The sequence below is a fragment of the Brasilonema sennae CENA114 genome (assembly GCF_006968745.1).
Classification (GTDB): Bacteria; Cyanobacteriota; Cyanobacteriia; order Cyanobacteriales; family Nostocaceae; genus Brasilonema; species Brasilonema sennae.
The window spans coordinates 4,594,817-4,607,204 of record NZ_CP030118.1; the positions used below are offsets into that span (position 1 = coordinate 4,594,817).

Sequence of the window (12,388 nt, forward strand, 5' to 3'; positions counted from 1 at the left end):
ACGTGGAATGAGAATTCCTGTTTCGTTAGTTGTCAATTTGGTGGCGAATGGGAAACCCGTAGAGGAAATTTTAGAAGAATACCCTGATTTAGAACCAGAGGATATTCGGCAATCTCTCCTTTATGCTGCTTGGTTGACTCAAGAGCGGGTTTATTCTTTCACAAATGCTGAAAAACAAGCATCATGAAATTTTTAGCAGATATGGGAATTTCTCTACGCACAGTAATTAATATCTATAAATTAGTAGTCCATAATTGTAAATATCTATTAACAACCAGTAATACAGGTGCATCACGTGGTACAACCTCAGGTGCTCTTAGATCAATTTTTAGTTTGCGGATTGGGGAGTTTAGGTCAACATTGTGTTGTCGCCCTCAAACAGTTTGAAGTCAGCGTGATTGCGATTGACAAAAACCTGCCCCAAGACTGGGAATTTTCTCACCTTCCAGATTTATTAGATAATGTACTCGTTGGTGACTGTCGTCAAATCAGTGTTCTAGAGCAAGCTAAAATCCAACAGTGTCGAGCTGCCATCATAGTCACTAGTAATGAGCAAGTGAATGCAGAGACAGCTTTAGCGGTGCGGAAACTTAATCCCAAAACCCGCTTAATTGTTCGTTCATCTAAAAAAAATCTCAATGAATTATTGAGTCAACATTTAGGGAATTTTGTTGCCTTTGAACCAACTCAACTACCTGCGCCAGCTTTTGCTCTTGCTGCTCTTGGTACAGAGACATTAGGATTATTTCACTTACAAGGACAGTGGCTGCAAGTTGTCAAACGTACTTTATCACCAACAGACCGTTGGTGCAACAACTCTACCTTGTACGAACTGAATACTCACAAGCGTCGGATTCTCTATCACACATCTGGTGCAACTTCTTTATCCAAAGCTTTCCATGAATGGGAGCCAGATACACGTCTGATGCCGGGAGATACGATTGTTTATATTGAGACTATAAAACCAACTTCTACTAATTCTAAGAAACTGGTAAGAAATACCTGGTATAATCCTTGGCACTTATTAACAACACTAAAACACCTTAACTGGTTAACTATTAAGCAGCAATTTATCACATTTTTGCGAAAATCTGACGAAAATCGATTTAAGCAGTTAGGTATTATCTGTGGAGTGATTGTCAGTTTTTTATTGCTATTGGGAACGGTTTTGTATCAGTTAAGCTATCCCCAAATCAGCTTGATAGACGCCTTTTTTACCTCAATGATGCTACTTCTAGGGGGATTTGGTGATTTGTTTGGTGGGTTCAATTTCACACTTCCTGTTCCCTTTTGGTTGCGGTTCATTAGCTTGGGAATGACAATCACTGGTACAATCCTTGTGGGGATATTCTATAGTTTTTTGACAGAAAGACTTTTAGCTGCCAGATTTCAGTTGAATAAACGACGTCCACCCGTTCCTCAAAAAGACCATGTCGTCGTGGTGGGACTCGGTCGGATGGGTCAGGGAATTGTGGAGATTTTACAAGAATTCAACCAACCACTTGTTGGCATCACCCTAAACACAGACTTTGACATGACAATTCTACCAGAGATGCCACTCATAACTGGTTCGTTAAAGAGGTCTCTTTCCAAGGCAAATCTTCAGACAGCAAAAAGTGTCGTTGTGGTAACTGATGATGAGATGCTGAATTTGGAAGTCAGCTTAATGGCTTATGATGCAAATCCAGAAAGCAATTTGGTTATCCGCACCACAGGTCTTAGTTTAAGTGACAATTTGGCTGAACTCTTGCCGAATGCTCAAGTTTTGTGTGTCTATGCTGTAGTCGCTGAAGCTTTTGCTGGGGCTGCATTTGGGGAAAATATTATTAATCTATTCCGCGTTGATCACAAAACTATCTTGGTCACAGAATACCAAATTGAAGCAGGTGATACGCTCAATGGCTTACTGCTATCTGAAGTTGCTTATGGCTATGGAGTTATTCCAATTCTTTACCAAAAAGAAACAGAAATGCCTAAGCTTATGCCTTCTGAGGATATTAGTTTAGTTGTGGGCGATAGCTTCGCTGCTGCGCGGAGCGCAGATCGCATGGTAGTGTTAGCAACAAGCGATGGTCTACAGCGGATTGAGCAGGGATCTGCGATCGCCACATCAAAAACCTGGCAAGTACATATTACAAAAGCTTTGACAGAGGAAGCACAATTTGAGGGGGCGAATGTTCTTGTTCGCATTTCGGGATGCAGTCTCAACACAGCGAGAACAGTGATGAAAAACTTACCAGAAACATTACATGTACCACTTTATAAGCATCAAGCTCAGCGACTTATTATAGAACTAGCTAAAGCTCAAGTTACAGCCCACTTGCTTAGGACGGATTCTCCTTAGTTATCAGTTACCAGTTATCAGTTATCAGTTAAGTAGGTCAACATAAAAAATATAAAATACGATTCTTGCGATTGCTTCCCTCCACTACGTTCCGTATGCCCTCCCTTGCCCGCTACGCTAACGCAATGACATTTTACGTTTAATTAGGTTGAGCTACTTATCAGTTGTTACTGTTCACTGCGATCCACTGAGCGTGGTCGTTGTGTTCACTGTTCACTGTTTACTGTTCACTGATTTAATTTCAACCAATCCTTAATCTCGTCAATTAACCAATGGCGTTCCACAGTTGCTAAAGGACTAGAGGTGAGCTTCTGTTTATCAGAATATTCAATTGTCACGCCCCGAGGTGCAGAACCCTGTTGAACTATCTCTTCATACACTCTACAAATCAGTGGAGTTTTTCCTCGATACCGCCAATAAGATAAACCAAATAACTTCCAGCGAATCTCAAAATCTTCACGATCAAAGTACATATCTGTATGTCTAAAAGCAGGTAGCACTGTTGCTTGGAATAGGACAAATACTAATGCTAAAAGAGGCATAATATATAATATCGAATGGTAGATAAGTCCTGTTGAGAGCAAATTAAACCACTGTGGTATTTGCCAGACAAAAGGAATAATTAAGCCTAGAAGATAGAATAATTTAAATGTTTTTCTTCCGCGTCTGGGGATTTTAATTTCTATTTTGTGAGCAGACTTTTTGATTTGAACCAGACTACCTGTGGGCTTACGGCTAGTGAGTGGTGGGGTGAGTGCGTGTCTATTCTTGAGCGTATCTAGGGCTTGGCGTGCAGAACTCAGTCGCTCTGTAACATTTGGTTCTGTCAGTTTACCAATCCAATTCACAAAACCCAAATCGACACTTACTTTATCAGCAAATTGAATGCGAGAGTTCTGGTATGGTAAATCAGCAGGAGGCGTTCCGGTGAGGAGATGAATTAAGGTTGTACCTACAGCATACAAGTCAGAAGCGGGAACAGCACGACCTGCAAACTGTTCCATTGGTACATAACCGTAGGTTCCTACAACTGTAAAAGTCGCACCTTCTAACACCGCTTGATCTTGCACTGCGCCAAAGTCAACCAGGTAAACACGCTCATCCTCACCCCAAATTAAATTGCTGGGTTTGATATCTCTGTGCAACACAGGAGGGTTGAGTTCGTGCAGGTAAACAAGAATGCTCAAAATTTCTGTTGCGATCTTTTCCACCTGTGACTCAGAAAACCGATGCCCCCGATTCAGCAGTTGCTGGAATGATGTTCCGGGAACGTAACTGTGCACTAACCCAAACCAGGGAAATCTTGAGCCAGGTTGCTTTTCCAAAACAAAGTCATCCCGATACTTGGGAATTCGGGGATGATTGAGATTTTTCAGCACTTGAGCTTCACGTTCAAACAGCTTATGTTCATCCCACTGCATCTGCGGACTCAGAGCAAGCAGTTTGACAACCACTTGTTCTTGAGGCTGTGTATGCAAATCTACTGCTAACCAAGTTTGACGACTAGCATCTTGCCCTAATTTTTCTTTAAGTTGATAACGAGACTCCTGGGGAGTCGCCTCGCGAATGCAAAGAACTTGTCCACCTTCTGCCATAACCAAAAGCTTAAAATCTAAAGTCCCAACCAATGCTTGATTTCATCTACGAGCCAACGGCATACCTGATGAGAAAGAGGTGGTTTCAATCTTCCAAATGAATACTCTTCGACACCAACAGCCAAAGTTACCTCAGGAATTTTCTTGTTACCATAGCCGCCAGAGTCACTTTTAAAAACATTATCAATCTCTAAGACATTTCCTCGCTGTCGTTTGATGCAAAAACCTAATAATTTCACTTCAATTTCAAATTGCTGATGATCGAAGTTGATATTGGTTTGGGCAAACACAGGTAATAGAAACCAAGCCCCCAATACAAGACTACCTGCCAACCAAAACAAATAAACCCAACCGCTGATCAGCATCGACAGCCAAAATAACCAAAGTCCCAACCCCGTCAGTACAAGCCAATTTCTTGGGGTAGATATTACCTTGTACCAAGGGACATGAAGTTGAATCTGCAAGCGCCTTGGTGATTTGTCCACCCAAATGCAACTTTCCGGGAGTCGTGGACTAGCAATTTTGATCGCATTTTGATTAGCCCTAAGAGCGTCAAGTGCTTGTTGAGCGCTACTAAAGCGTCTTTCAAGATTAGGCTCAGTCAGTTGCTCTAACCAACGGACAAACCCAGGATTGAGCCTGACAAGGTGAGCAAACTGCAAGCGAGAATCTTTCTGAGGCAAATCTGCTGGAGAAATACCCGTCAGCAAATGAATCAATGTTGCTCCCAAAGCATAGAGATCAGATGCTGGAGTTGCTCTTCCGCCAAACTGTTCGAGTGGTGCATAGCCATAAGTTCCCACCACTGTAAAAGTAGCACCTTCTCTTGCAGCGCGGTCTTGTACTGCACCAAAATCAACCAAATAAATACCAGAATCTTTACCTACTAGCACATTGCTAGGCTTAACGTCCCGATGCAGCACAGGAGGACTCAAACCATGCAAATAAATCAGAATTTTTAGAATCTGAGCAGCAATTTTACGAACTTCTGGTTCTGCAAACACTTGACCTTTAGTGAGTAATTGCTTGAGTGATGTACCAGGAATATATTCTTGAACTAACCCAAAGTAGAGTAACTGGTCATCAATGCAAAAATAATTACGATAGTCAGGAATGCGAGGATGGTTCAACTGTTTCAAAACTTGTGCTTCTCGCTCAAAGAGTTTCAAACTCTCCCACTGCATCTGGTCGCTAAAGGTCAACAGTTTCACCACAATATTGTCTTGTGTTGACAAATCCAGTGCTAACCAAGTTTGACGACCTGCACCTTCACCCAGCTTTTCTTTCAGTTGATAGCGATTATGTATAACCTGTTGCGTTTGCAGCATCGTGTTGCTATTCCTCAACACTTCTGTTGTACCAAAATAACACTCTTAACCCTAAAGATAACAAGGCAATCCCTGTTGAAGGGAAGTATTCCAATATCTATAGTAATAAAATTAATATACAAAACGAAACAACCGTATTCCGGATGTCCTGAGCAAAGTTTTGGTAGACACACCTGATACAAGGCACTTGGGTCACTACCTAATTATACTAGAGAGCAATTTATCTTGCTTTTGGTTTTTTCGGACTTGTCTGTGGTGGACAAGTACAATTACTTCCAGGGTTAGTAGGATTAGATGCTTGGGATCGGATAAGATCCCCCGCCTGCGGCGACAGAGTTAAAAAGGGGGTAAAATAGCCCACTGAATAACAAGGTTCCCGACTCCTTTAAAAGTTGTCGGGAATCTGAGCAGGCACTTTCACACAAATCAAATATAGGATTCCTATTTGAGTTTTGACGAAGCTAGGTACACCTTTATTTCTTCTTTCCTGTTAAGCGTTAAGCGTTAAGCGTTAAGCGTTCCCTTCCCCTACGAGTTCGTTCACCAAATCAAACCGAATTCCTATAGTTGACTACTGTAAGCACTATAGCCATAAGCTAGAGTTTCTTTCATCGCAGCCGACGGCTTGAGACTTCTGTTAATTGAATTAGCAAAGGGTATCTGGATTCCTTTGATGGTTTCTGGTAAAATTGCATATTCTTGTGTTGGTTCTACGATGTATTGTGGACACTTAGTTTTCATTCCAGAAGTAGTTAACATTGCATTTATTTCTGCAGATGAATATTGCTTGAGATAAACTGAGTTCTGTTTTGGGTTTAACCTTCTGACTAAATTATGAATTATATGAGAAGGACAAGACTTGTTGTGGAAAGAATGATTGAAGACGAAAGTTCCACCTGGCTTGAGTACACGAGATACTTCAACCAAGAGGTTTCTAATCTGTGCTTCTGGTATATGCATAAATACACAGTTAGAAATAATCAAGTCTACAGAATTATCTTCTAAAGGCAGTAATTCAGCAGAAGCACAAATAATGTAAAACTCTGCTCCAGGGAAAAAATCATATTCTTGCTTACACTTTAGTAACCGTCGCAATAAAGACTCCGAGATATCAATGCCATAATACTTTTGACACCTCAAATTTTTGTCCTTTGAAAGAAACAAAGGAATTCGACCATACCCACAGCCAATTTCCAGAATAGAATCCACAGACTTATTGATAGGAAACTTATTCCAAGTTCCTCCAGGTCTTCCGGTTAAAAGAGTGTAATCTTGTTTCAGTGGTGATGTTTCTTCTGCTTGTTCAATTTTTTGAGAACCGTAGTACGTCTTACCAATTTCGTCCCATCTTTGTTTTTGTTCAGTACTGTTCAACTGTTCGTAATCGTTAGGAAAATAAATGCCATCCCGAAGTTGAAAGTCATTCAAACTGATTTTGGCGTTGAGTGATGTGCTCATGAGATTATTCCTGCTCAAGTCCTTAATATGTTTCTGGTTATACTCTGAAGTTCATCTAAACTTCAAGTCGTCTTACTTATGGTTTTTACTTTTATTTATACATATAAAAATAAAAAATTCTTCTATTCCAAAGTCTTACATAACCGAGGGAAGGGGAAAGGGATATAAGCCTCGGGCGTGATGCCAGGGTGACGTACTATAGCAATCCTAAATCATAAGCCCTACGGGCACGCTGGGCGAACATGAGAAATTTGGAAACAATTGGGCGATTATAAATCGCTACTACACAAACCAAGTCCACCTACGTGGACTTAATAAAATAACCCGCACAGGCGGTGAGACAGCGCGAATCACGGCTTTCCCGACCTAGGCGACTGCGTAAGCGCAAGCGCACGAATCGAGCGTATCTCTTTCAGAGACGCTGAGTCGCAAAGCGACACGCTGCGCGAACGCGAACGCGTAAGCGTGTCCCTTTGGGACTTACAAAGTAGCGTCTGGGCAGGAGATACGCGTAAGGGTGTCCCTTTGGGACTTACAAAGTAGCGTCTGGGCAGAGGAGATACCCGGAGGGGTTTTGTCTCGTGTAGCCGCGATTTATAATCGCCAGGATTGAACCAAATGTTACTTTCTTGAGGCGGTTTCTCCAGAACATTGCGCGATAAGCCAGAGGCGAGAGGCGATCGCCTCTCGCCCCTGATTTTTCATGTCAGCTAATCACGGGAAAATCTCACGAACCTTAGATGAAAATGTATTTCCCCTACAGCCTTACACCCCTTTTTCATCTCAGTTTCTATACAAATAGCCTGATCAGAAAATTCCTTGAACGTATTGCGCTATCCTTCCCTACCCTCAGCCGCAGGCGGGGTAGGGAAGGATAGCGCGGCGTATTGGTCGTCCTCGTCTTCATGGGAATAAATTTAAACTCAACGACGAAACTTCATGGTGGAGACCTGACAAAATGTTAGAGATACTCGACCTAAAATTGGGGCGAATGCGCCTACGTCTATGGTGCAATCTCCATTTCCAACACTCTGCCAAGATCAACATGGATTTGATTCAAGTTGAGCGACTTGACGAAGGGCTCATCCGAACAGCTAAACCTTTATGGCTGATCTGGGTAGGTGAGGGAATACCCGAATTATCCCAAATTTGGCGTCAGTATCTACGTCGCTTTGCCGTGGACCACTGGTATCGATTTGCCAAGCAACGCCTTCACTGGACACTACCTAAGTTGGGTACAACAGAGCAATGTGGTTTGAGTCGAGAGGAGCTATTATGCTCCGTCCCTCTCAGTTAGATCCGGACGTGCCCGTTTCCGTGCATCCGGCTCCCGATGTTCTAAGGTTTCCCCTTGCTCATGTGGATGTAGTTGTGACAACTTTGATGTATGGCTAGAAGATTGTTTGCTTTCCAGTTCTGGTGGTTACCATCTACATGATGTAGGTGGATTGTTTCACCTGGTAGCATCTTCATGCCGCAGTGACCACATGCATGGTTTTGCCGTTTTAAGGCTTTAGAGGTTTCGCCATCGTAGAGCTTGCTGTTACGCTCGCTCCAGTACTGGATGTCTCCGTCGTACGGTGATTTGTTACCTTTGACCATGACATATTTTCTTTCGGAGCAAGAAACTGCTGGGAATGCTTTGTTAGTCAGCGTTGCGCATGACCATCTGTCATTCTTTGTTTCTTTGTTGAATACCTTGAATGCTTTGCGTCTGGTGAACCATAGTGAGAACCGTGCTCCATCCATTTTGCAGAAGCGGTGGTAATTCCTCCATCCTCTAACCAAGGGGGCTAATTTCTCAGCTTTTACCTCGGAACCATAATTAGAGCAGTTGACGATAGTTTTTACTTTTTGACGGAATTTCTTGAAGTTCTCCAGCGAGGGAGTGCTTCTTACTTTCCCGTTGTTCTGTACCTTGAAGTGCCAGCCTAAAAAGTCGAAACCATCTGTCGATGCGGTTATCTTGGTTTTCTTCTCACTGATTTTCATTCCTCTTTCTGCTAGGAATTGGCTTATCTTTTCAAGTATTTCTTTTGCATTATCTTTGGGTTTAAGAAAAATTACCATGTCGTCAGCGTAGCGGACGGTTGGTTCTATTATCTTGTTAGGAGATGTCCTATCGGTTATCTTTGACCCTTGGTTGTGATACCTGTGGACACTTTCTATTCCATTGAGTGCAATATTAGCTAGTAGGGGACTTACCACACCACCTTGGGGGGTTCCTTGTTCTGGAAAGTTGGGATGTATTCCGGCTTTTAGGCATCGAAAGATACCAATTTTCATCCCTTTTGGTGCTATCAAGTTATCCATGATAGTTGTGTGGCTTATCCGGTCGAAGCATTTTTCGATATCGAGTTCTATTACTCGCTTTTCTATTCCATTTGCGTAGGAGTTTAGGCTGTTGAGGACTTGTCTCTGTGCATCATGTGCTGAGCGTCCTGTTCTGAATCCATAGCTCCGTGCATGGAATGTTGCTTCATGTGCTGGTTCTAGAGCAAACTTTGCAAGGCATTGCCATGCTCTGTCTGTGATAGTGGGGACTTTTAAAGTCCGGAATGTTCCGTCCTTTTTAGGTATCGGGATTTCCCGTAATCTGTTATGATGCCAATTAGAGTAATTGAGCTTGAGGTGTTCCTCAAGTGCAAGGCGTTCTTCAAAGTTGAGGGACGCTTTGCCATCAATACCCGCAGTCCTCTTACCAGCATTAAGCTGAGTTACTTGACGTATAGCCAATAGCCGTGCAGCTTTGGATTTCAGAATCAGTTTCTGAAGTGACCGCGCTTTCCGCATGTCTCCTGCTTTAACTGCTTTGAACACTCTAACTTGTAGGCGGAATAAATTGCGCCGGAATTTCTTCCAGGGTAATTTGCTCCAAGATTCACTAGTATTGCTACTGTGTCTAATCATGCTCTGACTCCTAAGAATGTTTTCTGAACACCTTACAGCAATTACGCCGTATCCTACCCGTGTTAGGAGGTTTACACCTCTCGTCTGGTTTACCTGAGTTTTCGACCTTTCTCAAGACTCCTAACCCGTTTTTCTTCGTTCCCTAGATTAGATTGTTTTGTGTATTTTAGGTGTAACCACTTCAACCGTTAGAACCCCTTGTTCTTGTCGCTTGCTGGACTAACATCGACGGGGTTTTGTCTCTAACGAAGTCAGGGGTTTTTATGTTATGCCCTGCTTTACTTTGGGTTGCTTTTTTAGGTTCTGTCTCACCTTGTACACTCCCTGTTAGCGCCAGTGTCAGCCCATAACTGCCGTCTGATTGCGCCCTGCTTCCAGCTTCACTCTGCAAAATTCCGAGTTTGCTCGGTGTGGACAGGTAAGGAGTCACTCCTGAACTTGGAGGATAGGGCTTTCACCTACATCTTTTGTCTAGAGTTCAGTCAAAAATGATTGACTGGATATCTTATTTTGCGGATTTTAACCGTGATTCAGATATCAACGAATCGCACAGCCCAGAAATACCCAACTCGTTATACCTTTTTACCAGTGCGTAAATCCATGTTCTGCTATAGCCCGTTATTTCCCCTACTTCCTCTGTTTTCTTGCCTTGCGCTAGTAACCATATAATTTGATACTGACGTAAAGTCTGCCGGGGGAAGCAACCCAAGCGGCGAGCGTTACGACTTTCTATTCCGTCCTTAGCTTGTTTGTAAAGTTGCTCTAATTCAGAGATATTTAAATGCTCGGCTATACTGATTCGTTTTGGCATAAGTCATATTTTTACTTTCTTTTTTTTTCGTAAGCGATTATGCGGACATGATATAACGGGAGCTTCTAAGAGTCAAAATTAAGTTGTCTGTACTCCATTCCAACCCCAAGCTTCTGGCTTCATAGGCTGGGCATCCCCTAAGCTTCCACCAGCAGACACCATGAGTCCCACGGCGTTTAATGCTCGTTGCAAGATATTACGAGCCGCGTTTTCGTCTGTGTCGATGACCGCATTGCATTTATGGCATTCATGAGTACGTATCGACAGGGTTTTAGGTACTTTCGCCCCACAATTTGAACAATCCACAGTTGTGCCATAAGGATTAACTTTAACAAGGTGAACGCCGCATCTGACTGCCACTGCTTCCAGCTTGTTAATGAAACTACCCCAAGCCACATCTAGGATTGATTTACCCAAAGGAGTGCGAGCTAAACTTCGGATATTCAAGTCTTCAACTGCAATTAAGTCATAGCGTTTAACCAGTTTGTGTGCCGTATTGTAGTGAAAATTTTCTCTCACCCGCCCCACTCGTTGGTGAATGCGAGCAATCTTGTTTTGCAGCTTCTTGTAGCCATTAGACCCTTTGTGCTTGCGGGATAAAAATTTTTGTTGTCGGGCTAAATGATTTTGTGCAGTGCGGTATGGCTTGCTTGGGGGCACTGTTTCGCCCAATGATGTGGTCAGAAATTCTTTTAATCCTACATCCACGCCAACAGTAGATTTCACTTCATCTAATGGCAATGGTGATGGCACTGTGTCATCTTCTAGGGACAAGCACACATACCAACCATCCGCTTTTTTGACTATCGTTGCCTGTTTGAGATTAAACCCGACTGGTAATGGTCGATGCATGATTACGGGCATTAAGCCAATCTTAGACAAACGCAATACTCCGTTCTCTAAAAAAGCCCCTGCCTTGGGATTATTGACTCGTGGAAACACGAAAGAACGCATTTGTCCCGACTTCTTAAACTTCGGTCTGCCTCCCCTTTTGCCACTCTTGTCGGGAAACAACCATTTCTTCCAAGCCTTATTCAAGCGTTGTAGATTAACTTGCTGAGATTGTACCCAAACATTCTTGTAATTGGGAAACAACTGTTTTGTTTGCTTCAGGTCTGACTGCTGAGTCACGTAGTGCTAGTCCATCGCCTGCGCGAAGTCATAGCCCTCACTGGTTTTACCCGCTTTGAAGCCGCAATGCCAAATATTGAGGGTGAAATCGACGAATTAGCGATTAATGTCCGTCGCGCTGCCCTTGATTTTGAAACAAGCTGGATACCTGCCATTGAAAACAAAGGCGAAGGTGTCTTTATCTCGTTTCATAAGCAAGTCATAGAGGAATGGTTCAAGCGCGATGCGGTGAAGAAGCGGGCGGAAGATTTAAACCGTGGTTTTCTCAAATGGCTTGATAGCAAAGGAATTCCCCGGGATAAAGCCACATTCCCAGGTGTAAAATACATCATGCTGCACTCGCTATCTCACTTGTTGATTACAGCAGTATCCCTCGAATGCGGCTATGCTGCGAGTGCCATCCGTGAACGCATTTATGCAAGCGATTCTGGGTATTGAATTTTACTTGATACAGGTTCTTCAGGTTCTGAAGGGACTTTGGGTGGTTTAGTAGAAGTTGGTACATCCATTGATTACCATCTCGGAAAAGCCCTGGGGTTAGGAAGACTTTGCTCGAATGACCCGGTTTGCGCTCAACACGAACCGGAGAACCCCCGCGAAGAACGCTTTCTGCACGGTTCTGCGTGTCACGGGTGTTTGTTAATTGCTGAAACATCCTGCGAACGCCGCAACGAATTTCTTGATAGTGCACTCGTGGTGAATACAGTTGAAGAATTAGACGCTGCATTCTTTCCAGATGATATTTTTGCCGATGACTTTGTGACTAGTTAATTAGCTACCCCCAAAACCAGCGTTTTATCTAGCTACTTGC

The 12,388-nt window shown here is 43.0% G+C and carries 10 protein-coding genes and 1 pseudogene; 5 read left to right on the forward strand and 6 right to left on the reverse strand.

Going from position 1 to position 12,388, the window contains the following annotated elements:
* Positions 1-7: 7 nt before the first annotated feature.
* Together DP114_RS19295 and DP114_RS19300 are read left to right on the forward strand one after the other, a co-directional pair.
* Positions 8-187, forward strand: a complete 180-nt coding sequence (locus tag DP114_RS19295; protein ID WP_370460852.1) for a DUF433 domain-containing protein — start codon at positions 8-10, stop codon at positions 185-187.
* Between the two features lie 123 nt (positions 188-310).
* Positions 311-2,344: a potassium channel family protein gene (locus tag DP114_RS19300; RefSeq protein WP_171976889.1), complete on the forward strand. Its 2,034-nt coding sequence runs from the start codon at positions 311-313 to the stop codon at positions 2,342-2,344.
* Between the two features lie 227 nt (positions 2,345-2,571).
* Here the strand turns inward: DP114_RS19300 and DP114_RS19305 are convergent, their stop codons facing one another.
* The 3 genes from DP114_RS19305 to DP114_RS19315 all read right to left on the reverse strand — a co-directional run bounded on the left by DP114_RS19305 (position 2,572) and on the right by DP114_RS19315 (position 6,725).
* Entirely contained in the window at positions 2,572-3,939 is a 1,368-nt protein-coding gene (locus DP114_RS19305) for a serine/threonine protein kinase (RefSeq protein WP_171976890.1), read from the reverse strand.
* 17 nt (positions 3,940-3,956) lie between these two features.
* Positions 3,957-5,267, reverse strand: a complete 1,311-nt coding sequence (locus DP114_RS19310) for a serine/threonine protein kinase (RefSeq protein ID WP_171976891.1) — start codon at positions 5,265-5,267, stop codon at positions 3,957-3,959.
* Positions 5,268-5,828: 561 nt separating this feature from the next.
* Positions 5,829-6,725 carry a class I SAM-dependent methyltransferase gene (locus DP114_RS19315; protein WP_169268509.1) on the reverse strand — a complete coding sequence of 299 codons (897 nt, stop codon included), beginning with the start codon at positions 6,723-6,725 and terminating at the stop codon, positions 5,829-5,831.
* Between the two features lie 958 nt (positions 6,726-7,683).
* Here DP114_RS19315 and DP114_RS19320 point away from each other — a divergent pair.
* Complete coding sequence (locus tag DP114_RS19320) at positions 7,684-8,022, forward strand: hypothetical protein (protein WP_169268590.1); 339 nt, start codon at positions 7,684-7,686, stop codon at positions 8,020-8,022.
* A 41-nt stretch (positions 8,023-8,063) separates the two neighbouring features.
* Here the strand turns inward: DP114_RS19320 and DP114_RS19325 are convergent, their stop codons facing one another.
* The 3 genes and pseudogenes from DP114_RS19325 to DP114_RS19335 form a co-directional block, all read right to left on the reverse strand.
* Entirely contained in the window at positions 8,064-9,635 is a 1,572-nt protein-coding gene (locus DP114_RS19325) for a group II intron reverse transcriptase/maturase (protein ID WP_169268591.1), read from the reverse strand.
* A 550-nt stretch (positions 9,636-10,185) separates the two neighbouring features.
* Positions 10,186-10,446, reverse strand: a pseudogene (locus DP114_RS19330) (helix-turn-helix domain-containing protein); the annotation flags it as partial.
* Between the two features lie 78 nt (positions 10,447-10,524).
* A complete protein-coding gene (locus DP114_RS19335; RefSeq protein ID WP_211178757.1) occupies positions 10,525-11,577 on the reverse strand; it encodes an RNA-guided endonuclease InsQ/TnpB family protein in 1,053 nt (350 codons plus the stop codon).
* A 3-nt stretch (positions 11,578-11,580) separates the two neighbouring features.
* Here DP114_RS19335 and DP114_RS35145 point away from each other — a divergent pair, with 3 nt between their 5' ends.
* The gene (locus DP114_RS35145) at positions 11,581-12,015 is read left to right on the forward strand and encodes a DUF1998 domain-containing protein (protein ID WP_246162588.1); all 435 of its coding nucleotides are present in this window, start codon (positions 11,581-11,583) and stop codon (positions 12,013-12,015) included.
* A 39-nt stretch (positions 12,016-12,054) separates the two neighbouring features.
* Positions 12,055-12,348: a hypothetical protein gene (locus DP114_RS35150; RefSeq protein WP_246162589.1), complete on the forward strand. Its 294-nt coding sequence runs from the start codon at positions 12,055-12,057 to the stop codon at positions 12,346-12,348.
* Positions 12,349-12,388: the final 40 nt, after the last annotated feature.

Excerpts from the sequence above, each read along its gene's own strand:
- DP114_RS19295 (WP_370460852.1), top strand. The coding sequence starts at position 8 with ATGAGAATTCCTGTTTCGTTAGTTGTCAATTTGGTGGCGAATGGGAAA.
- DP114_RS19305 (WP_171976890.1), bottom strand. The coding sequence starts at position 3,939 with ATGGCAGAAGGTGGACAAGTTCTTTGCATTCGCGAGGCGACTCCCCAG.
- DP114_RS19310 (WP_171976891.1), bottom strand. The coding sequence starts at position 5,267 with ATGCTGCAAACGCAACAGGTTATACATAATCGCTATCAACTGAAAGAA.
- DP114_RS19315 (WP_169268509.1), bottom strand. The coding sequence starts at position 6,725 with ATGAGCACATCACTCAACGCCAAAATCAGTTTGAATGACTTTCAACTT.
- DP114_RS19320 (WP_169268590.1), top strand. The coding sequence starts at position 7,684 with ATGTTAGAGATACTCGACCTAAAATTGGGGCGAATGCGCCTACGTCTA.
- DP114_RS19325 (WP_169268591.1), bottom strand. The coding sequence starts at position 9,635 with ATGATTAGACACAGTAGCAATACTAGTGAATCTTGGAGCAAATTACCC.